16 protein-coding genes are annotated in these 21,156 nt (G+C 71.8%); 9 read left to right on the forward strand and 7 right to left on the reverse strand.

The genetic code is table 11. The annotated features are described in order from the left end of the window. Positions 1-545: 545 nt before the first annotated feature. From OG310_RS07200 to OG310_RS07215, 4 genes are all read right to left on the reverse strand, one after another. Positions 546-1,157: a TetR/AcrR family transcriptional regulator gene (locus tag OG310_RS07200; protein WP_329455040.1), complete on the reverse strand. Its 612-nt coding sequence runs from the start codon at positions 1,155-1,157 to the stop codon at positions 546-548. 7 nt (positions 1,158-1,164) lie between these two features. After that, positions 1,165-2,784, reverse strand: a complete 1,620-nt coding sequence (locus OG310_RS07205) for an MFS transporter (protein ID WP_329455041.1) — start codon at positions 2,782-2,784, stop codon at positions 1,165-1,167. 240 nt (positions 2,785-3,024) lie between these two features. Then, on the reverse strand, positions 3,025-5,736 hold the full coding sequence (gene acnA, locus OG310_RS07210) for an aconitate hydratase AcnA (RefSeq protein ID WP_329455042.1): 2,712 nt from the start codon (positions 5,734-5,736) through the stop codon (positions 3,025-3,027). Positions 5,737-6,271: 535 nt separating this feature from the next. After that, positions 6,272-7,357 carry a helix-turn-helix domain-containing protein gene (locus OG310_RS07215; protein WP_329455043.1) on the reverse strand — a complete coding sequence of 362 codons (1,086 nt, stop codon included), beginning with the start codon at positions 7,355-7,357 and terminating at the stop codon, positions 6,272-6,274. 100 nt (positions 7,358-7,457) lie between these two features. Between OG310_RS07215 and OG310_RS07220 the strand changes: the two genes are divergently transcribed. From OG310_RS07220 to OG310_RS07235, 4 genes are all read left to right on the forward strand, one after another. Further along, complete coding sequence (locus OG310_RS07220; RefSeq protein ID WP_329455044.1) at positions 7,458-8,699, forward strand: MFS transporter; 1,242 nt, start codon at positions 7,458-7,460, stop codon at positions 8,697-8,699. Between the two features lie 228 nt (positions 8,700-8,927). Continuing rightward, positions 8,928-9,098 carry a hypothetical protein gene (locus OG310_RS38520; protein ID WP_443078570.1) on the forward strand — a complete coding sequence of 57 codons (171 nt, stop codon included), beginning with the start codon at positions 8,928-8,930 and terminating at the stop codon, positions 9,096-9,098. A 58-nt stretch (positions 9,099-9,156) separates the two neighbouring features. Further along, on the forward strand, positions 9,157-9,660 hold the full coding sequence (locus OG310_RS07230; protein ID WP_329455045.1) for a MarR family winged helix-turn-helix transcriptional regulator: 504 nt from the start codon (positions 9,157-9,159) through the stop codon (positions 9,658-9,660). Beyond that, on the forward strand, positions 9,651-10,934 hold the full coding sequence (locus OG310_RS07235) for an MFS transporter (protein WP_329455046.1): 1,284 nt from the start codon (positions 9,651-9,653) through the stop codon (positions 10,932-10,934). The genes OG310_RS07230 and OG310_RS07235 overlap by 10 nt, the downstream gene beginning before the upstream one ends. 92 nt (positions 10,935-11,026) lie before the next feature. Here OG310_RS07235 and OG310_RS07240 read toward each other — a convergent pair whose 3' ends face one another. Together OG310_RS07240 and OG310_RS07245 are read right to left on the reverse strand one after the other, a co-directional pair. Then, the gene (locus tag OG310_RS07240; protein WP_329455047.1) at positions 11,027-11,686 is read right to left on the reverse strand and encodes a response regulator transcription factor; all 660 of its coding nucleotides are present in this window, start codon (positions 11,684-11,686) and stop codon (positions 11,027-11,029) included. Next, positions 11,679-12,836 carry a sensor histidine kinase gene (locus tag OG310_RS07245; protein ID WP_329455048.1) on the reverse strand — a complete coding sequence of 386 codons (1,158 nt, stop codon included), beginning with the start codon at positions 12,834-12,836 and terminating at the stop codon, positions 11,679-11,681. Before OG310_RS07245 ends, OG310_RS07240 begins: the two co-directional genes overlap by 8 nt. Positions 12,837-13,015: 179 nt before the next feature. Between OG310_RS07245 and OG310_RS07250 the strand changes: the two genes are divergently transcribed. Beyond that, positions 13,016-13,474 carry a hypothetical protein gene (locus tag OG310_RS07250; RefSeq protein WP_329455049.1) on the forward strand — a complete coding sequence of 153 codons (459 nt, stop codon included), beginning with the start codon at positions 13,016-13,018 and terminating at the stop codon, positions 13,472-13,474. An 88-nt stretch (positions 13,475-13,562) separates the two neighbouring features. On the opposite strand, the gene OG310_RS07255 is transcribed toward OG310_RS07250, so the two are convergent. Continuing rightward, complete coding sequence (locus OG310_RS07255) at positions 13,563-14,774, reverse strand: carbohydrate-binding protein (RefSeq protein ID WP_443078828.1); 1,212 nt, start codon at positions 14,772-14,774, stop codon at positions 13,563-13,565. Between the two features lie 298 nt (positions 14,775-15,072). Here OG310_RS07255 and OG310_RS07260 point away from each other — a divergent pair, with 298 nt between their 5' ends. The 4 genes from OG310_RS07260 (at position 15,073) to OG310_RS07275 (ending at position 20,656) form a co-directional block, all read left to right on the forward strand. Continuing rightward, positions 15,073-17,052, forward strand: coding sequence for a hypothetical protein (locus tag OG310_RS07260; RefSeq protein ID WP_329455051.1), 1,980 nt, complete (start codon positions 15,073-15,075; stop codon positions 17,050-17,052). A 7-nt stretch (positions 17,053-17,059) separates the two neighbouring features. Further along, positions 17,060-18,544, forward strand: a complete 1,485-nt coding sequence (locus OG310_RS07265) for an ABC transporter substrate-binding protein (RefSeq protein WP_329460062.1) — start codon at positions 17,060-17,062, stop codon at positions 18,542-18,544. Positions 18,545-18,631: 87 nt separating this feature from the next. After that, positions 18,632-18,838: a DUF4236 domain-containing protein gene (locus OG310_RS07270; protein WP_329455052.1), complete on the forward strand. Its 207-nt coding sequence runs from the start codon at positions 18,632-18,634 to the stop codon at positions 18,836-18,838. Positions 18,839-19,126: 288 nt separating this feature from the next. Continuing rightward, positions 19,127-20,656: a helix-turn-helix domain-containing protein gene (locus OG310_RS07275; RefSeq protein ID WP_329455053.1), complete on the forward strand. Its 1,530-nt coding sequence runs from the start codon at positions 19,127-19,129 to the stop codon at positions 20,654-20,656. The last annotated feature ends 500 nt before the right edge of the window (positions 20,657-21,156 follow it).

Below are 21,156 nucleotides of genomic sequence, written 5' to 3' on the forward strand. Positions count from 1 at the left end.
ACCGAGCGCAGGGTTCGGTCCGCTGAACGCGGGGTGAACGCTCAGCAGCATGACCGGGATCGCAGGTGTGGAGCGCTGAACAGTGGGGACACGGGGCCCGTAAGAGGGGACAATGGAGCCACCGGCCCACGCGCCGGAAGCTTCACAGGGTTCCACCGGCTTCTCGCACCCAGGGGGCGTGCCATGGTGTTCCAGGGGACGTACACGGTGATGTGCGCGGTTCTCGCGCTGATCGGTATCGCCTGCGTGGTGTGGGCGTGGTGCGTCAGCGGCCGCCGTCACCGCACATCCTGACCCACGGCGGTCACGGACCGCCACAGCGGGCCCGGCGCCGCACGGGCCCGCTGCGTATGCGTGCGCGTCGCACGGGCCCAGGCGGCACGGGTCCGCGCCGTACGGGTCCGCGCCGTACGCGCACGGTCAGCGCCGTCCCCGCTCGAAGGGCTCGCGTCGCGCCCGCTGCCGTGCGCCGGGCCGGGGCCGCGACGGCTTTCGCGACGTCGGCCGCCCGCGAGCGCCCGTCAACCGAGCCTCCTCCCCCGGTGTCAGTCCAGGAGCCGGCGGACCAACGGGAGCAACGCGTCAGGCTCCGCGGCCGCGAGGTGCCCCAACGTGCCCGTACGACGGGCCAGTACGACGCCGACGAAGGCGGCCGTCAGCAGTTCCGCGCGCAACTCGGCCTGGTCGTCGCCCTCCTGCACGAACCGGTCCCGCAGCGGCCCCACGATGCGGCGCTCCAGCTCCGCGGCGGCCGCCTCGTGCGCGGCGGCGTCGTCGTAGGGACGTACGGCCACCTGCGCGACCGGGCCGGGCCCCTGCCGGTCGAAGCGGCTGATCAGACCCGCGAGCCGGTCCGCGTCGAAGAGGTCGGCGAAGGTCTCCGCATGGCTCTCGGCACGCAGCACGGCCACGAACAGCTGGGCCTTCCCGCCGAAATAGCGGGCGATCATGGCGGGATCAACACCCGCCAGGTCGCCGATGTCACGGGCGGTGGTGCGGTCGTAGCCCCGCTCCCCGAACAGCTCCCCCGCGGCCCGCAGCAGCCGCTCCCTGCTCGCGGCCGCGTCCCGGCGGCGCGGGGCGCCCCGGCCGGGCGCGGGGGGCTCGGCGGCGGACGGGCCGTCGGCTGCGGGCGCTGCTCGCGGGGGCTTCGGCATGGCGGTGTCAGTCCTCGATCGTGTCGTACGGCGCGGGCGCGGCGCCGCCGGAGCGAGCCCCCTCGGCCAGGGGGACCTCGGGGGTCGCGGGGACGGCGTCGGCGAGTCCCTCGTCGGCCAGGACGCGGTCGGCCGCCGCCTGCCGGACACGCCGTTCCGAGGTGCGGGCGACGGCGTCCGAGGTGGCCACGGAGCCCGCGGCCGCCGGGGAGCCGGCTGCCGTGCGCGAGCGCACCTTCGGCAGCAGGAAGGCGGCGACGGCGGTGGCAACCCACATCGCACAGGCGATGAGCCCCGCGTCGGTGTAACCACCGCCGCTCGGCAGGGACTGGCCCGGGGCGGTGTGGGTTTCGAGCACCACGGCGCTCAGAGTACTGCCGGCGGCGTAACCGATGTAGCGGATGACCTGGTTGAAGCTGGTGGCGCTGCCCGTCTCCTGCGGCGGCACGGAGCCCACGATGAGGCCCGGCATCACCGCGAAGATGGCGCCGACGCCGAGGCCCGCGAGGGCCATCACGACCAGCACCTCCACCATGGCGCCCCGGGCGTAGCTGAACATCACCATGGACAGCAGCATCACGACCGCGCCGAGGGCGAGCGCCGCACCGGCGGGTATCCGGGTGACGAGGCTGCGGGTGATCCGGGTCGAGACGACGCTCGCGGCCGAGAACGGCACCAGGACCAGGCCCGCGACGAAGACGGAGGCACCGAGCCCGTACCCGCTGCTCACGGGTGTCTGGACGAACCGCGTCACCAGGGAGATGAGCAGGTACATCCCGACGCCCGCGAGCAGCGCGGTGACGTCGGCGGTCAGGACGGTGGGGCGGCGCAGCAGCCGCAGGTCGACCAGCGGGTGCGCCGCGAGCAGTTCCCGTACGACCCAGCCGGCGAGCACGAGGACCGAGCCGCCGACGACCGAGAACAGCAGCGGTGACGTCCAGCCCCAGCTCTCGCCCTCGCTGAGGGAGAGCAGGAGGCCCACGAGCGCGGCACCGAGCAGGACCGCGCCGGGCAGGTCCACCGGGCGAGGGGGACGGTGCGCGGAGGACGGTACGACGACGGCGGCCACGACGAGCCCGAGCGCGCTGACGACGGCACCGAACCAGAACGCCGCGTGCAGCCCGCCGAACTGGGCGACGAGCCCGGTGATCGGGTAACCCAGCCCGACGCCCGCGACCGTCGTGACGGACAGGACGGCCGCGGCCGGTCGTGAGCGCTCCACCGGCAGGGCGTCCCGCACCGCGGTGATGCCGAGCGGCGTCAGACCGAGACCGATGCCCTGCATGGCCCTGCCGACCAGCAGGAAGGTGAAGCCGAGCGGCAGTGCCGCGAGCACGGCGCCCAGGGTCACGGCGACGAGCGAGACGATGATGACGCGACGGCGGTGCGGACCGTCCCCGAGCCGCCCGGTCAGCGGTGTGGCGACGGCGGCCATCAGGAAGGTGACGGTCAGCGCCCACTGGGCGTCGTTGACCGAGATGTGGTCGGTCTGCGCGATGGTCGGTATGAGGGGCGCGCCGAGGCTGCTGACGACCGCGACCACCATCCCCATGAACACGAGCCCCGGCACGAGGAAGCGGTGGGCCGGGGCCGGCGGGGCGTCCTGGGCGGGAGGTACGTTCGTCATACAAACAGTTTACGCTCGATGTCTACAAGCGATGTCTACAGGCGATGACCTTCGCGCGGGCCGGATCGGCGGACGCCCTCCGGCCGGCGGTCGGCGGGCCCCGCCGACGCGTCCCCGCCGGGTGCCGCACGCCACCGCTCCGAGCCCTTCCTCCCGGCGCCCCGCGCCCACGGAAAGGCGCCCCCGCACTCACCGGTGCGGGGGCGCCTTTCCGTTCAACGGCCCTACGGCCGTCGCCCGTTACTTGCGGAGCAGGCTGCGCAGCACGTACTGGAGGATGCCGCCGTTGCGGTAGTAGTCGGCCTCTCCGGGGGTGTCGATGCGCAGGACCGCGTCGAACTCGACGCCCGTGTCCGTGGTGACCTTGACCGTAGCCGGGATGCCGTCGTTCAGGGCCGTGACGCCCGCGAACGAGAAGGTCTCCTCGCCCGTCAGGCCGAGCGCCTGGGCGCTCTGGCCCTCCGGGAACTGCAGCGGGAGGACGCCCATGCCGATCAGGTTCGAGCGGTGGATGCGCTCGTACGACTCGGCGATGACGGCCTTCACACCGAGCAGCGCGGTGCCCTTGGCCGCCCAGTCGCGGGACGAGCCGGAGCCGTACTCCTTGCCCGCGAGGACGACCAGCGGGGTGCCCTGGTCGATGTAGTTGCGCGAGGCGTCGTAGATGAAGGAGACGGGGGCGTCCGCCTTCGTGAAGTCGCGCGTGTAGCCGCCCTCGGTGCCCGGCGCGATCTGGTTGCGCAGGCGGATGTTGGCGAACGTACCGCGGATCATGACTTCGTGGTTGCCGCGGCGCGAGCCGTAGGAGTTGAAGTCACGGCGCTGGATGCCGTGTTCCGTCAGGTACTTGCCGGCCGGGGTGTCGGCCTTGATCGCACCGGCCGGGGAGATGTGGTCGGTGGTGACCGAGTCGCCCAGCTTGGCGAGCACGCGGGCGCCGCTGATGTCCTCGACGGGGGACGGGTCGTGCGCCATGCCCTCGAAGTAAGGGGGCTTGCGGACGTAGGTCGACTCGGCGTCCCACTCGAAGGTGTCACCCGTCGGGATCGGCAGCGAGGTCCACTGCTCGTCCCCCGCGAAGACGTCCTTGTAGGACTCCTTGAACATGTCCTGGCCGATGGCGGCCGCGATGACCTCGTTGACCTCGGCCTCCGTCGGCCAGATGTCCGCGAGGTGGACCGGCTTGCCGTCCCGGTCGGTACCGAGCGCGTCGCGGGTGATGTCCACCTTCATGGAACCCGCGATGGCGTAGGCCACGACCAGCGGCGGGGACGCCAGGTAGTTCATCTTGACGTCCGGGTTGATCCGACCCTCGAAGTTGCGGTTGCCGGAGAGCACCGCGGCGACCGCGAGGTCGGCCTCGTTGACGGCCTTGGAGATCTCCTCCGGCAGCGGGCCGGAGTTGCCGATGCAGGTGGTGCAGCCGTACCCGACGAGGTTGAAGCCCATCTTGTCGAGGTACGGCGTCAGGCCCGCGCGGTCGTAGTAGTCCATGACGACCTTGGACCCGGGCGCGAGCGTGGTCTTGACCCACGGCTTGCGGGACAGGCCCTTCTCGACGGCCTTCTTCGCGACGAGCGCGGCGGCGACCATCACGTTCGGGTTCGAGGTGTTGGTGCAGGACGTGATCGCGGCGACCGTGACGGCGCCGTGGTCGATCTCGTAGGTCGAGCCGTCCTCGGCGGTGACGACGGTCGGCTTCGTGGGAACGCCGTTGTGCGCGGCCGGCGCGTCCGAGGCCGGGAAGGACTCCTTGCCGGCCTCCTCGTCGTCGGCGACGTAGTTGCGCACGTCGTGGGCGAAGGTCTCCTTGGCCTCGGAGAGGACGATCCGGTCCTGCGGGCGCTTCGGGCCGGCGATGGACGGGACGACCGTGGCGAGGTCGAGCTCCAGCTTCTCGGAGAAGTCGGGCTCGGCCGCCGGGTCGAGCCAGAGGCCCTGCTCCTTGGCGTACGTCTCGACCAGCGCGAGCTGCTGCTCGCTGCGGCCGGTCAGCTTGAGGTAGTTGATGGTCTCGGAGTCGATCGGGAAGATCGCGGCCGTGGAGCCGAACTCCGGCGACATGTTGCCGATGGTGGCGCGGTTCGCGAGCGTGGTGGCCGCGACGCCCTCGCCGTAGAACTCGACGAACTTGCCGACCACACCGTGCTTGCGCAGCATCTCGGTGATGGTGAGGACGAGGTCCGTCGCGGTGGTGCCGGCGGGCAGCTCACCGGTGAGCTTGAAGCCGACGACGCGCGGGATGAGCATCGACACGGGCTGCCCGAGCATCGCGGCCTCGGCCTCGATGCCGCCGACGCCCCAGCCGAGCACGCCCAGGCCGTTGACCATGGTCGTGTGCGAGTCCGTGCCGACGAGGGTGTCGGGGTACGCCTGGCCGCCGCGGACCATGACCGTACGGGCCAGGTGCTCGATGTTGACCTGGTGCACGATGCCGGTGCCGGGCGGGACGACCTTGAACTCGTCGAACGCCGTCTGGCCCCAGCGCAGGAACTGGTAGCGCTCGCGGTTGCGGCCGTACTCCAGCTCGACGTTCTGCGCGAACGACTGCGCCGTACCGAACTTGTCGGCGATCACGGAGTGGTCGATGACCAGCTCGGCGGGGGCCAGCGGGTTGATCTTCGCCGGGTCACCGCCCAGCTCCTTGACGGCCTCGCGCATGGTGGCGAGGTCGACGACACACGGCACACCGGTGAAGTCCTGCATGATCACACGGGCGGGCGTGAACTGGATCTCCTGGCTGGGCTGGGCCTGTGAGTCCCAGCCGCCGATCGCGCGGATGTGGTCCGCGGTGATGTTCGCACCGTCCTCGGTGCGCAGCAGGTTCTCCAGCAGCACCTTCAGGCTGTAAGGGAGGCGAGCTGCGCCCTCGACCTTGTCCAGCCGGAAGATCTCGTACGACTCGTCGCCCACGTGCAGCGTGCTGCGGGCGTCGAAACTGTTGGCCGACACGACAGTCTCCTTCTTGATGTGCGCGTACTACCGCCATGCTGCCGCCACGAGTCGTCACCGATCCGCTAAGGTAAGACTTACTTAGGGTCGCCTTACCTTGTTGCAGGCCGCGGTACGTCTTCTATAAGTATCTCGATGTCGAGATAACTCTAGTACATGACCGCGCGAGGGTCATGCGCGGACCGCCGCTGTCCGCCGTCATCCCGTCGAGGCGCCCGGCAGCGAACACGGTCGGTTCGGCTACGGCACACGCCGGGCCACCGGGCCGTACGGGATCGGAGCGTCCTTCTTCCCTGGGCGACGCGGACCGGGAGAGCTGATCGAGGGCGGGGGCGAGCCACCACCGGCTGGGCCTCGCTGCCCGGCTCACGACCGCGCGCCGCCTCGGGGTGGTCGCCGGACGGTGCGGCCAGTGCGCAGCCCGGGCCGCCCAGAGTGCGGCGGCAGGCGGTCGCGCCGGTACGGCACGGCGCCTGCCGGATCGGACGATGTCGCGAAGGCGGCGGTCGCCCGTGTCCCGGTGGACCGAGGCCGCTCAGCGCAGTACGGCCGCCAGCAGGTCCGGCCCGAGCGCCGTCAGATCGGACAGACGCAGGGTGTACTGGACGTAGCGACCGTGACGCCGGGTCGTGAGCAGGCCCGCGCGGCGCAGGACCGCGAGGTGGCGGGAGACTTCCGGGGGTGAGAGTTCCCAGGCGTCGGCCAGTTCACCGGTGGTGTGCGGGCCGCGGGCCAGGGTGCGCAGCAGCCGCAGCCGTACCGGATGCGCGAGCGCCTCCAGCCGGAGCGTGACGGTTTCCAGCGATATCGGCTCCTGTGGACTCGCCTCGGCCACGGGGTACTGCACCACCGGGTGCCACCCGGGCGCGTGGACCGCCACCAGGTGCGGGCGGCCGAAGACGCTGGGCAGGAACGTGACCCCGGTGCCGTGGGCGGTGGCCGACCTGTCCTGGAGCTTGTCCACGATGATGCAGTCGCCGTCCGGTGCCAGGGTGACGGCGCCGGAGACCGATGCGAGCGCCGCCCCGATGCCCTGGCGCTTCAGCAGGTCGTTCTTCAGGCGCAGATCGGTGGCGAGTCGCACGGCGACGCCCGTCCAGGCCGCGTCGAAGAAGGCCTCGGCGCACTGTTCGAGGGTGTGACGCACCCGCGCCCGCACGGCGGCCGGGTCCGCGAGCAGCCGTTCCGCGAAGGCCTCTTGGAGCGCGCCGCGGGCCTGGGCCAGATCCAGGGCCCGCTCGCGCGCCGTCGCGTCGGCGAGCGGCGACGGCCCGGCGAAGTGGACCCGGTTGCTGCCGCACGTGGTGATGAGCGCGGCGGTCACATACGTTTCGTCGTCGATCCGGTCCACATCGTCCAGCTCCTCGGCGAGGGTAGGCCGGGGACGAGCGGGGACCAGGAAGTCGGCTCGTGAGGAACGCCAGAGGAACTCCGCCTCCCTGAGCCGTTCGGCCAGTTCCGGCCGCAGCCCGGCCCAGACGTCCCCGGCCCACCCGGCGAGTTGCGGGTGATGCGCGGGTTCGGCCAGCACGTGCAGCATCGCGGTCAGTTCGGCCAGCGGGGAGGCGGCGAAACGCAGTTGCCCCGACGGCGGACCGGCGATGGCGATTCTCAACGTCATCCCCTCATCATCGACGGCCGCACGGCCGACGACCGCGTCGATTGACGGTGTCCGTCAACCGACGCACCCTGACCCGGCGGCCGAACGCACCGTTGGCGCCATGGCAACCACCACCAAGATCCAGCCGCGCGCTCTCCTCCGTGCCTCCGGAGGCCCCCGCTATGCCGTCGCCCTGGCCGTGGACGCGCTCGGCACCGGCTTGCTGCGTCCCTTCCTGCTCCTCTACGGGCTGACGGTACTGAAGTTGTCCGTGTCGGCCACCGGCATCGCCATGACGGCAGGCAGCGTCGTGGCTCTCGTCTGCATGCCCGCGGTGGGGCGATGGCTGGACCGGGGCGCGCGCAGCACGGTCGTGGCCGCGTCGATGCTGGTTCGGGTGCTGGGAGTGGCGCTACTGCTGGCCACCCCGGCGGGGCACCCGTGGCTGTTCACGGCGGCGGCACTCTTCCTCGGCATCGGGAACCAGGCATGGCCGGCCGCCCATGCGGCCCTGGTGGCCACGCTCGCCCACGGCCGCGAACGCGACGCCGCTCTCGCGGGGGGCCGTGCGCTGCGCAACGCCGGCATGGGCGCCGGCGGACTCCTGGCCACCGCATGCCTGGCGGGCGGCACCACCGCGCTGCAGGCGCTGGCAACCGTCACCGGCCTCGCCTACCTCGCCGCGGCGGCCTTTGCATGGTCGGTCCATCTGCGCGCGTATCCGGCCGCTGCCGCGGCCAAGGACCGGGAGGACGAGCCCGCACCCCGGATGCGCGTGCTGCTGGCTGCCAATGTGATCTACGTCTTCTGCCTCAACATCCCCGAAATCGCGCTTCCCCTCGTCCTGGTGGAGCGGATGCACGCATCCCCGGTGTGGTCGGGGGCCATTTTCGTGGCCAACACGGTGCTGGTGGTCACCCTGCAAGTTCCGGTCACCGTCTTCCTGTCCCGCTTCTCCCGGCGGACCGTGCTGGCCCTCTCCGGCGTGGTGCTGGCCGCGTCCTACCTCGGCTTCCTCGCGGCCACCTCACTGGGACACGGCTGGGGCGCGCCCGCCGTCGCCACGGTGTCCGTGATCTGCACCGTCGGCGAGATCATCTATGCCGGCAGCGCCACCGCGCTCGTCACCGCCCTCGCCCCGGCCCACGTCCTCGGACGCGCCCTCACCCGCTTCCAGCTCTCCACGGGCTTCGGCCTCGCCGTCTCCCCGGCGATCGTCACCGCTCTCGCCGCCCGCGGTTCGGCCGCCCTCTGGGGCAGCCTCGCCGCCGCGACCCTCCTCTCCGCCTCCGCCGTCGCCACCGAGAAGGACCAGGGAACGTGGGTCAGGGGTCGCTGCCGCCGGGCGCGAGCGGACTCGTGAGCTCGGCAGGCCCCGTCCATCCTGACGGCGACCGGCGAGGGCCGCGTCGGCTTCGTCGAGGCCGGGGGCATCGCCGCGGTCGGCGCGCACGCACTGACCGACGTCCGCTCCCCCGACGGCGATCTGGTCATCACCGGCCCGACAGGCGCTGATTACGACGATGTCGCCGCCGCGCTCAGCCGTGTCACGGGCCGGACCGTCGTCCACCGGAGGCTGACCTACGAGCAGTTGCGCGACCGGCCGGCCACCGGTCTGCCCGCCGCCTACGCCTCGATGCTCGCCGGCATGGACCGCGACATCGCCGGCGGGGCCGAGGACCGCACCACCGACACGGTCAGGCGGCTCACCGGCCGGCCGCCGTTCGACTTCCACGCCTTCGCCCGACGGGAGAGGGCCTGAGATACCCGTGGCAACCCTGATATGACAGCACTTATATAAGCACTGTTACGATGATGCCATGACCGACGACAGCACCCCGGGTGATCCCAGCGCCGAAAGTCTCTGGCGGCCGTTGCGGCTGCTCCAGGCCTCGATGGACGCGGACATCGCCCGGATCTACACCGAGGCGCGCGTCGAGGGGATCAGGCCCAGTTACGTGATGGAGTTGCTGCGGCTCCACGCGCGCGGCCCGATGACCATCACGGAACTCGCGGAGTCGGTCGGCAGGACCCACTCGGCGCTCAGCCAGAAGGTGGCCGCCCTGCGCACCGCCGGCTGGGTGCGCACCGTGCCCGGTGACGACGCACGGAGCAAGAAGGTGGAGCTGACGGACAGCGCACGCGCCGTCGTCGGCCGGCTGGCGGCGGAATGGCGGGCCACGGAGGCGGCGCTCGCCGACCTGGAGGCCGAGATCCCCTACCCGCTCAGCCGTGTCGTCACCGACATCGAACGCGCCCTGGAACGCAGGAGCTTCCACGACCGGATCGCCGGGAAACTGGCCGAGGATCCCCGGTGGGAGTGAGGCACGCGCTGCTCGACGTCTCACCGCTGAGGACGTCACCGCGCTTTCGGCGACTGTGGGCCGGGCAGGCGCTCTCCGGATTCGGCGGCCAGATGACGGTCGTCGCCGTGATGTTCCAGGTGTGGCAGGAGACCGGGAGCACCGCGTGGACCGGGACCGTCGGCCTGGCGCAGGCGCTGCCGGTCGTCGTCCTCGGGCTGTTCGCCGGATCGCTCGTGGACCGGGTGGACCGGCGGACCTTCTACCTGGTGATGACCGGCGGGCAACTCGGCTGCGCGCTGCTGCTCGCCGTGCAGGGCTTCGGCACGCGGCTGCCGCCCGCCGGACTCCTGGCCCTCCTCGCCGTGCAGTCCTGCTTCGTGGCGGGCTCCGGTCCCGCGACCCGTACCTTCATCCCGAGCCTGCTCCCCCCGCACCAGTTGGCCGCCGGTCTCGCGCTGCGCCAGATCGCTTTCCAGGCCGCCCTGCTGACCGGTCCCGCCGTGGCCGGAGTGATCCTGGGCGGCCCGGGGGCCGGTGCCTGCTACGCCGTCGACGCGGCCACCTTCGCCGCGGCCTTCTACGGCGCGCTCGGCCTGCCCCGGATGAGGCCGGGGCAGTCGGCCGCGGCACCGGGACTGCGCGGGACACGCGACGGGCTGGCGTTCCTCCTCCGTACACCCGCCGTGCGCGGGGCGCTGCTCACGGACCTGGCGGCCACCGTACTGTGCATGCCGGTCAGCCTCTTCCCGCTGATCAATGCGCAACGGTTCGGGGGCGATCCGCGCACCCTCGGACTGTTCCTCACCTCGGTGGCGGTGGGCGGGGTCACCGCGTCCCTCTTCTCCGGGACCTTCACGCGCTTCCCCCGTCCCGGCGCCGTGATGCTCGCGGGATCGGCCACCTGGGGCGCCGCACTGGCGCTGTTCGGCCTGGTGACGAATCCGTGGTCGGGTCTGGCGCTGCTGGCCGTGGCGGGCGCGGCCGACACCGTCGCCGTGGTGTGCCGCAGCACCGTCGTCCAGGCACACACCCCGCGGGAGTTGCTCGGGCGGGTCGGTGCGGCCGAGCAGATCGTCGGGCAGGCCGGGCCGGATCTCGGCAATCTGCGCGGCGGTCTCGTGGCCCAGGCCTCGTCGGGCGCGGTGGCTCTGGTCGCCGGCGGGCTGCTGTGCGTGGGCGCCGTCGTACTGGTGGGGGCCGCCACGCGGGACCTGCGCCGCTCGACCGTGCCGACAAGCGCCGACGCGCCCGGGAAGGCCGCACCCGGGGAGGCCGCACCCGCGAGTTCGTGACCGGCGGCCGTTGCGGGGCAGCGGGCCGTACGTGCGCCCAAGGCGTCCCGCAGGAACGGTGCTTGACGTACCGTCAGACGTCTCGCGCCATGTCAGCCACCCGTGTCCCCGGCCCGTTCCACCAGCTCCGCGGCCTGGGCCCGGCTGGCCACCCCGAGCTTGCCGAACAGGTTGTTGACGTGGGTCTTCACCGTCGCCACGGAGACGAACAACGCTTCGGCGACAGCCCGGTTGCCCTTGCGTTCCGTGATCAGTTCGAGCACCCGGGTCTCCTGCACCGTCAACGCGTGGTCGGCGGCGACGCGTTCGAGGGCGGTACGGGCGGAGAGCCCGCGCATCATGACCGTCGCGATCTCGGGCGCGAACGTCCGGTGCCCGTCGGCGGTGGCGGTGATCGCGGAGACGATCTGGGCGCGGCCCGCGCTCTTGGTCAGGTAGCCGGCCGCACCGGCACGCAGCGCGCCCACGATGGACGCGTCGTCGGCGTACGTGGTCAGCACGAGCACGGCCGGCACCGGCGGGGCCAGGCCCGCGATCGTGCGGGTCGCCTCGACACCGTCGACTCCCGGCATCCGCAGGTCCATCAGGACCACGGCCGGGGCCAGGCGCCGGGCCAGCTCGACCGTCTGCGCGCCGTCCGCCGCGGTGCCGACGACCTCGATCTCCGGCTCGTGTTCGAGGATGGTCACGAGGCCGTCGCGCACGGCGGCCTGGTCGTCGGCCACGACGACCCGAACAGGTCGCTCACTCATAGGGCACCCGGCATTCCACACTCCACACTCCGTCCGATTCCCGCGCGTCGAGTGTGCCACCGACGAGCTCCGCCCTCTCCCGCATCCCGGTGACGCCGTGGCCCCCCGAGGGCACGGGCGGGACCCCGGCCACGGCGGGCACCGGGTTGGTGACGTGCAGGAGGGCGGCGTCCCGGCCCACGTCCAGCACGACCGTCACGGGCGCGTGGGGGGCGTGCTTGCGGGCGTTGGTCAGCGTCTCGACCGTGACGGACGCGAGGACCTCGGCGACCGGGGCGGGCACCCGCGCCGGATCACCCCGTACGTCCACGGCGACGGTCATCCCGAGCGCGCGCACACCGCCGGCGATTTCGGCGAGCGCCGCGTCGATGCCCGCCGGGAGCCTGCGCAGCGCGTCGACGGCCCGTTTGGCGGCCACGAGCCCGTCCGCGGCCATCCCCCGTGCGCCGCGCACCCGGGCAAGGACGTCCTCGTCGGCGCCGCGCGCCGTGCTCACCGCCTCCAGTGCGTCGAGTTGGATGACGAGGCCGCCGAGCGAGTGGGCGAGCACGTCGTGGATGTCCCGCGCGATCCTGGCGCGTTCCTCCAGGACCGCCTTCTCGGCCCGGCGTTCGGCCGCCCCGCGCTGTGTGCGCCGGTCGAGTCCGGACAGCCGCGCGAGCACGCCGAAACCGCCGCCGATCACGGTGGAGACCAGCACCGACGTGATGGTGTCCACGCCCTGGCCGGACAGGGCGTGCGCCAGGCCACAGCCGGCGGTCGCCGCGACGATCGTCCAGGCGATCCAGGCGATGCCGACCTCGATGGCGGACGTCAGCAGGAACAGGCCGGCGCCGGCCAGGAACGTCGGCCCCGAGGCTCCGGAGGCGCTGAGGCCCGCGATGACCGCGCCGCCGACGAACAGGGCTGTCCACGCCGCGCCCGGCCAGGGCGGCAGCAGCCGGTGCCGGATCGCCGTGACCGCCGCCCACAGCGCGAGCAGTACGTAGAACAGCACGGTGGCACCGCCGGACGGCCGGGCCGTGGCGGCCTGGACGAAGGCCGCGACTCCGATGGCGAGGCCGGCGAGGAGCATCCTGCGGACGCGGGCCGCGTCGAGCCCCTCGCGGTACGCGCCGGGCGCGAGGCCGCGCGTGATCTCGATTCGCACCACTCCATGATGCGGGTGCCGGGCCCTGTCCCGGTCCCGGCTCCCGAGGTCTCCACCCTTATCTCCACCCCGGCGGCTGATCCGCGTCTCCCGCCGTGCGGGCACGGTGGGAGACGTGCCACTCGCTCCGCCCGGGCACGCGGCTCCGGGCGTGTCTCCCGCAGAAGGGTCCGGCCGTCATGGACAACGCGTCGCTCGCCAACCTCGCCGTCAGCGCGGTCGTCCTCGTGTGGCTGCTGGTACGGCAGCTCACCGAGCGCCCGCTGAAGGAGAAGTCGCGCATCGGCCTGATCCTGGTCGTGGTGGGCGCGGTCGAGACCCTCTCCTACCTCCGGCACCACCCGCTGTCGGGGCACGACGCGGCGATGCTGCTGGTGAGCCTCCTGATCGGAGTGGGCCTCGCGGCGGTGCGCGCGTTCACGGTACGGCTGAGCGGGAGGGGCGGCCAGGTCATGCGGCAGGGGACCTGGCTGACGGGCCTGCTGTGGATCGTCAGCATCGGACAGCACTTCCTGATCGACGCGACGGTGTCCGCGGGACTGGGTTCGGTCTCGGTCCTGCTGTATTTCGGTGTCGTCCTGCTCGCGCAGCAGCAGGTGCTGACGGCGCGGACCCGCGGGGGCGTGCTCGCACACTGAGCGCGGGCGGCGCGGCGCACGGTGCCCCGGACGCCTACCGCGTCCGGGGCACCGTGCACTCGTCGTGCGTCACGCTCGTGAGGCAGGGTCAGCAGGAACCCTCGTCCTGCCAGGCTCCCCACTCACCGGTGCTCCCGGGCTGCTCGTTCTGCGTCCACCACTTGGCCTTCCAGGTATGGCCGTTGTACGTGACCTCGTTGCCCGCGGTGTAGACACTCGTGGCGCTCCACGCGGCCGCCGCACAGCTGCCCGGGTCGGTGGGCGGAGTGGTGGGCGGGTCGGTCGGCGGGGTGCTGGGCGGGGTCGCGCCGGCGAACTGCACCGAGTACTTGGCGAAGTCCCAGGCCGACTGCGGCACACTGCTGCAGGTGCCGGAGGTGGTGCCGTTGTTGTCGGGCGGCGAGCACTGCCGGTCGCGGTTGAGCGACCAGAAGGTGAAGCGGTCCATGCCGTGGCTCGTCGCGTAGTCGAGCACGCTCTGGAAGTCGGACTGGGTGAAGATCTCCCCGGTGTCGCTGCGTCCGTTCATGCCGGAGAAGCCCTCGTGCGCGTACGCGGTGGCCTCGTTCCAGCCGAAGGTGGTCTGGAGCAGCTTGTTGAACGCGGTGAGCGCCGCGGTCTGCGACGCGGCGCCGCTGAAGCCGCCGTCGAACGGCATGATGGAGAAGTTGTTCGGCGTGAAGCCCTGCGACTTGGCCTCGTTCAGCATCTGCTGCCCGAACCAGCCGGTGCCCGCCGCGGTGCCCGCCGTGGTCACGGAGACGTACAGGCCGGGGTTGTTCTGCTGGAGGATCTTGGCCGCGCCGATCTCGTGGGCGACCGCCGCGGTGTTCTCGTACTCCGGCTCCTCCAGGTCGAAGTCGATCGCGTGCAGTTGGTACTTCGTGATGACCTGCTGGTAGGCGGCGGCCGTCGACGCGGAGTCGGCGCATGCCTGGCCGAGCTTCGTGCCGCCGTACCCGCCGATGGAGACGGACACGTCGCCGCCCTTGGCGCGGATCGCGCTGATGGTCGAGGCGACGGAGGTGTCGCCCGACACGGGCGCGGTGCCGCCCCACGTCGGTGAGCATCCGCCACCGTTGGGGGCGAGGATGAACGCCAGCTGGAACGCCTTGAGTCCGGAGGCGTCCATGATGGCGGTGGCACTCGGCGGGGTGTTGTCGAGCGGCATCAGGTACGGCGCGGCGGCGTACCACCGGTTGCTGAGTGCGGCGGCCTGCGCGGTGGACGCGCCGGTGGCCTGCACGGAGGTGGCGTTGTGGGGGGCGGCGGCCGAGCCGAAGGCCGTCGGCGATGCCATGGCAAGGCCCGCGCCGGCGAGCGCGACCGCTGCCACGCCGCCGAAGAGGGCACGTAGACGCTTCATGGGCGGATCTCCCGATGAGGTGGAGGGGAGCCTGCGAACGCAGCTCAGAATCGGACATGGTGCGCACGGCGTCAATAGATTGGACTAGACCAAAGCCATCGAACACCGAGTATTGACCGGCTCGTGCCACAGATGGATGACGATCGGGTCACCCCTACTGCCTTTTGCCAACTGCCGCTCTACGGTGGTCAGTCACGCGCACAACCTCTCGGGGGAAGGAAGTGGGCGACACGTGGAACCCGGCATGGGACTCGGCCTGCGGGGACGCAGCGGCATCCTGTCACTCGTCGAGGAGTGCCTGGCGCTGCAACCGGGCGAGGACCGGCCCGTCACTATGCTTCTCGGCCCGCGAGGCTCCGGCGCGAGCCAGGCGCACGGCGCGCTGCTCGACCGCTTCGGCGAGGAGCAGCCCTTCGCGTACGTGAACTTCGGCGGCGACCACTCGCTGCTGCCGCGCTACGCGCTGGCCCTGATCGCGCGCCAGATGGGACAGAAGGCACGCCGCTACGGGCGGGCCAGGTTCCCCCTGCTGACACTGGGGCTGCTCGCGTCGGACGAGGACCTGCGCATCCGCGACCTCGCCGACGGCCGACGGGCCGTGCGCCGGCAGGTGGACCGGTTCCAGGAGGACAACGAGGACCGCTACGACGGCGACTACCTGTCCGCCTTCCTGGACGTGGGCGCCGGCGCGCTCGGGCTGCCGGACGGTGTCTCCAGCCTGGCGCTGAAGCTCGTCGCCGACGCCGTACGGCACGGCAGGAAACGGCTGACCGGCAAACTCTCCAGCAGCGCACACTGGTTCGGCGACCATCCCCTGACGTGGCGGACCAACGGCTGGGACGCACTGGTGGAGATCAACCGGTGGCGCCACGAGGGCGACGCGGCCGACCGGGAGCGGCTCGACCGGCTCCTGTTCTCGGCGTTCCTGGAGGACCTGCGGCGCACCTGCGGCCGCAACTTCATGCCGCGCTCGTACCTGCTGCTGCTCGACAACACGCACACCCCCTACGGCCGCCGCTTCCTGGACCTGCTGCTGCGCGCACGGCACGACGACACCGTGCTGACCAACAGCCCGTGCGATCCGCTCACCGTCGTCGCGAGTGCGAACCGGTGGCTGCCTCGCTGGGGTCCGGCCAGCGGCGACACCTGGCCGTGGCGGTTGCGCGGCCCGGACCGCGCGTCGCTCGCCGACTGGCGCGAGTACCGGCCCACCCGGGACAGCGAGGACACCTGGTGGTACCCGCTGCGGCTGCGCGATCTCAGCCTGGACGAGGTGCGCATCCGCATCGAGCTGCGGTTCGGCGGGGTGCCCGAACTCGCCCCGTACACGCGGCTCACGCCGTTCGTCCACCGGCTCACCGGCGGGCTGCCCCGCGCGGTGCAGCAAGTCATCGACGTACTCGGGCAGTCGGGGGCGCCCGCGCGGGGCGGGGACGGGCAGGACCGGTGGCTGCGTTCACTGCCCACGCGTCCACTGCGCGCCGGCGACCGTACGCAGCGCCTGGCCGACGTGGCGGTCGGACACCTGCTGCGGGGCCTCAGCGCGGGCGAGCAGAGACGGCTCGCGGAGTCCGCCGCCGCCCTCGACCTGTCGGCCGGCGCACAGGTGCTCGGCCACGGCGACGCGCTGTTCGCGGAGGTCCGCGCCCGCTGGCTGCTCGATCCCGCGAGCCTCGCCCCCGCCCTGCATCCGTGGCTGCGGCGGCTGCTGCTATGGCAGTTGGCTGAGCGGCCGGACGACTGGGACCGCGCGCACCGGCGGCTCGCGGAGCACTACGGGGCACGGGACCGCCCGCTCCAGGAGCTGTACCACCTGCTCGCGACGGGAGAGGTCGACCGGGTCGCCGACGCGCTGAACGCCCGGTTCGCCGACCGGCCCTCGGCCCGGTGGATCGCCGACCTGGAAACGGTGACGGCGGCGCCCAACCGGCTGCCGGCGGACGCGGGCCCGCTGGAGCTGATCGAGCGCCTCGCCTCACAGGGGCGCCCGGTGGCCGCGATGGACACCGCGACGGTGATCCGGGGGCTGGTCGCGGCCCGCTGGCTGTGGAGCGACCCGCTGGCGGACCCGGGCATGCGGCTGAGCGGACCGGTCGCCGACGCCTACTCCCAACTGGCGCACCTGCGCGGGGACGACATCGTGCCACTCCTCAACGAGGCCGAGCGGTACCGGTACTGGCAGCATCCCCAGAGCTGGGGCGGAGGGACGTGAGAGCGTGATGGTACGCATCGAGTGGCCGCTGCACGTGGTGCGGCGGATCGTGCTGTCGGTGGTCCTCGCGACGGCGCTCGCCTTCGGCGGGTACTTCACCGTGTCGTGGGCCCGGCAGGCAGGAGAACGGTGCGCCGACGGCGTACGCAAGCAGGGCCCCGCGAACGAGTGCGTGGGGGTGACGGACGGCTCGTACGTCTTCGCCCACCACCTGGGCGACGTCGAGGCGAAGATCAAGGCGGAGAACGACCGGGTCGCCAAGGAAGCCGGCGGCGACTACGTCTCCATCGCGTACATGACGACGCTGACGCTGACCGGGGACGACAGCAACTCCGACGAGTCGGTGCGCCACGAACTGGAGGGCGCCTACCTCGCGCAGTACCGGCACAACAGGGGCGACGCGCGCAAGGCTCCCCCGGTACGGCTGCTGATCGCCAACACCGGTACGCAGTCGGCGCAGTGGCGGCACACCGTGGACGAACTGGTCGCCCGGACGAAAGCGGACCGCCTGGTGGCGGTCACCGGCCTCGGCCCGAGCACAGCGGCGAACCTCGCCGCGATCCGCGAGCTGTCCCGCCACCGGCTCGCGCTCGTCGCGTCCACGATGACCGCGGACAACATCAAGAACATCAAGAACTTCGTCCGGGTGACACCGACCAACAGCGACGAGGCGCGCGCCGCCGCCGCGTACCTCAAGACGTCGGGCACGGCGTACCCGACGGCGGTGGTGGTGCAGGACGCCGCGCAGGGGAACCTCTACGCGGCCACGCTGGGCAAGGCGTTCAGAGCCGCGTTTCCCGACGCACACCACACCATGATCCGTCCGAAGCCCACCATGACGTACGACTCGTCGCTGAGTTCCTGGGAGCGGGAACTCACGGAGATCACCAGCAATCTCTGCGCCACGAAGCCGCAGTTGGTCTACTTCGCGGGCCGCGGCATCCATCTCACACGCTTCCTCGACGCGCTCGCGAGCCGATCCTGCGACTGGGACGGCTTCACCGTGATGACTGGTGACGACACCACCAACCTGACGGTCGAGAGACTGCGCGATGCGGCGTCGGACGGCATCCCCGTCCTGTACACCGGGCTCGCCCACCCCGACATGTACCGGAAGGAGCAGGGACGCGTGGTGGACGCCAAGGCGGCCGTGGCGTTCGGCCCCGGGGGCGAGCTGGCGCGCTGGTTCCCGACCGACCGGCGTGACGACGGGCAGGCGATGATGGCGCACGACGCCGTGCTGACCGCCGAGGAGGGCGCCTCGCTCGCGGACGACGGCCAGGGACACATCAGCGGGGCCGAGGTGGCCCGGATGTTCCAGCAGATGCGGGACTTCCACAAGCTGGCCGGGGCCAGTGGCTTCATCGTCTTCGGCGACGACGGCAGCCCCCTGCGCAAGGCGGTGCCGATCCTGAGACTCAACAAGGACGGGACGTCGGCGTTCGTGCGGGTCTCCGCCGCGAACGGATCACCGCAACCGCCGAGCACGTGACGCCTCGTCACACCCGGGCGGGATCGGCGCACATGATCCGGCCGGCAGCGGCAACACGGGGGCAAGGACGGGAAAGAGGGAGGCGTCATGTCGATCACGTTCCGTAAGAGCTTCCGGATCCTGCCGGGAGTACGGCTGAACATCAACCGTCATTCGTGGTCCGTCACGACCGGCGGCGGCAGCCACGGGCCGCGCCAGACCCACAGCAGTACGGGCCGGCGCACGACCTCGATGGACCTGCCGGGGCCTTTCGGCTGGCGGAAGACCTCGACGAAGCGGCGCAAGGAGCACTGACCGGGAGCGTTCCACCCCTGGCCGTCCGGTTGCTTCCAGAACACGAGCCGGACGTTCCGGTTCCGGTTGCGGGCGCGACACCCGCGGGTCGATGATCGATCCGCGGGTGTGTTCGGGTATTCCTGTGCTGTGGGATCGCGTCCGGACGGCCGTGCGCCGCGCTTTCGCGCCCTGCGGCCTCCCGTGCGGCCCGCAACCGCCGGTTCGCCAGTGGCGCGACACGCGGGTTCACCCGAACGGAGCACCCCAGTTCGGAACTTATCTCATAGGTGATATAGCCTAAGAGTTATGGCAGACGACTACCTCGTACGCATCGGTAAGCTCATCCGCGACGCCAGACAGCATCGGGGCTGGACACAGACGCAGCTCGCCGAGGCGCTGGCCACCAGCCAGAGCGCCGTGAACCGCATCGAGCGGGGCAATCAGAACATCAGCCTTGAGATGATCGCCCGCATCGGTGAAGCCCTCGACAGTGAGATCGTCTCCCTCGGCTACGCCGGACCCATGCACCTGCGCGTGGTCGGCGGCCGCCGGCTCTCCGGCTCGATCGACGTCAAGACGTCCAAGAACGCCTGCGTCGCGCTGCTCTGCGGCTCCCTCCTCAACAAGGGCCGCACCGTACTGCGCCGCGTCGCCCGCATCGAAGAGGTCTACCGCCTCCTCGAAGTCCTGAACTCCATCGGTGTCCGCACCCGCTGGATCAACGACGGCGTCGACCTGGAGATCGTGCCGCCCGCCGACCTCGACATGGAGGCCATCGACGCGGACGCGGCCCGCCGCACCCGCTCCATCATCATGTTCATGGGGCCGCTGCTGCACCGCATGGACTCCTTCCAGCTGCCGTACGCGGGCGGCTGCGACCTCGGCACGCGCACGATCGAGCCGCACATGATCGCGCTGCGCCGCTTCGGCCTGGACATCGCCGCGACCGAGGGGCTCTACCACGCGCAGGTCGACCGCACGGTCAACCCGGACCGGCCCATCGTCCTGACCGAACGCGGAGACACCGTCACGGAGAACGCCCTGCTCGCGGCGGCCCGCCACGACGGCAGCACCGTCATCCGCAACGCGTCCTCGAACTACATGGTCCAGGACCTGTGCTTCTTCCTGGAGGCCCTGGGCGTACGCGTCGAGGGCATCGGCACCACGACGCTGACCGTGCACGGCGTGCCGTCGATCGACGTGGACGTCGACTACTCGCCCTCCGAGGACCCGGTCGAGGCGATGAGCCTGATCGCCGCCGCGGTCGTCACCGAGTCGCAGCTGACGATCCGCCGGGTGCCCATCGAGTTCCTGGAGATCGAGCTCGCCGTACTGGAGGAGATGGGCCTCGACCACGACCTGACGGCCGAGTACCCGGCGGACAACGGCCGCACGCGGCTGGTGGACCTGACGGTGCGTCCCTCGAAGCTGGAGGCGCCGATCGACAAGATCCACCCGATGCCGTTCCCCGGCCTCAACATCGACAACGTTCCGTTCTTCGCGGCGATCGCGGCGATGGCCCAGGGCAAGACCCTGATCCACGACTGGGTCTACGACAACCGCGCGATCTACCTCACGGACCTCAACCGCCTCGGCGGCCGCCTCCAACTCCTCGACCCGCACCGCGTCCTGGTCGAGGGCCCGACCCGCTGGCGGGCGGCCGAGATGATGTGCCCGCCCGCGCTGCGCCCGGCGGTGGTCGTCCTACTGGCCATGATGGCGGCCGAGGGCACGTCGGTCCTGCGCAACGTGTACGTGATCAACCGCGGCTACGAGGACCTGGCGGAACGACTCAACTCGGTCGGCGCGCAGATCGAGATCTTCCGGGACATCTGAGGGCCGCTTCGCGGGAAGACCGCCGCCCCTTTCTCGACCGGCACACACGCTGGTGGGGAAGGGGGCGGCGGCGATCGTCCCCGTGGCGATGTCGGCCGTCCTCGACCGTTCCGCGACCGTTCCGCGACCGTCGCCCGGCACGGCGACCTCCATGTCGGGCAGGGAATGCGCGGTGCGATGCTCCTCATGGTGGGGCCGGCATCGGCAGGAGCCCAGCCGGCGGCCGTTCTTGGGCAGCGGAACCGGCGGGCCGGGCCTCCGGCCGGCGTGCTCGCCGACCGGGTCGCGCCGGCACGGCCGCCAGACGGCTGAGGGAGACTCCCGCCGGCAGACGGCTGAGGGGTCTCTCCTACGTGGCCGCCCCGGCCGCGTCCTCAGCGTGCACCACCGCGCCCGGCCCCCGGGCCCCGCCGGCGATGCCACGGCAGGGGGCCCTCGGGGCGGTGGCACACGGTGAAGGAGAGATACGCGGGGAGTTCAGCGAGCGGGCCCGGTTTCCA

The sequence above is a fragment of the Streptomyces sp. NBC_01497 genome, assembly GCF_036250695.1.
Classification (GTDB): Bacteria; Actinomycetota; Actinomycetes; order Streptomycetales; family Streptomycetaceae; genus Streptomyces.

What these genes read in the sequence shown, in the direction of transcription:
- OG310_RS07255 (WP_443078828.1), bottom strand. Translation starts at nt 14,774, where the DNA reads ATGGCATCGCCGACGGCCTTCGGCTCGGCCGCCGCCCCCCACAACGCC.
- OG310_RS07200 (WP_329455040.1), bottom strand. Translation starts at nt 1,157, where the DNA reads ATGCCGAAGCCCCCGCGAGCAGCGCCCGCAGCCGACGGCCCGTCCGCC.
- OG310_RS07205 (WP_329455041.1), bottom strand. Translation starts at nt 2,784, where the DNA reads ATGACGAACGTACCTCCCGCCCAGGACGCCCCGCCGGCCCCGGCCCAC.
- OG310_RS07270 (WP_329455052.1), top strand. Translation starts at nt 18,632, where the DNA reads ATGTCGATCACGTTCCGTAAGAGCTTCCGGATCCTGCCGGGAGTACGG.
- OG310_RS07240 (WP_329455047.1), bottom strand. Translation starts at nt 11,686, where the DNA reads ATGAGTGAGCGACCTGTTCGGGTCGTCGTGGCCGACGACCAGGCCGCC.
- OG310_RS07265 (WP_329460062.1), top strand. Translation starts at nt 17,060, where the DNA reads ATGGTACGCATCGAGTGGCCGCTGCACGTGGTGCGGCGGATCGTGCTG.
- OG310_RS07250 (WP_329455049.1), top strand. Translation starts at nt 13,016, where the DNA reads ATGGACAACGCGTCGCTCGCCAACCTCGCCGTCAGCGCGGTCGTCCTC.
- OG310_RS07275 (WP_329455053.1), top strand. Translation starts at nt 19,127, where the DNA reads ATGGCAGACGACTACCTCGTACGCATCGGTAAGCTCATCCGCGACGCC.
- OG310_RS07215 (WP_329455043.1), bottom strand. Translation starts at nt 7,357, where the DNA reads ATGACGTTGAGAATCGCCATCGCCGGTCCGCCGTCGGGGCAACTGCGT.
- OG310_RS07220 (WP_329455044.1), top strand. Translation starts at nt 7,458, where the DNA reads ATGGCAACCACCACCAAGATCCAGCCGCGCGCTCTCCTCCGTGCCTCC.
- OG310_RS07230 (WP_329455045.1), top strand. Translation starts at nt 9,157, where the DNA reads ATGACCGACGACAGCACCCCGGGTGATCCCAGCGCCGAAAGTCTCTGG.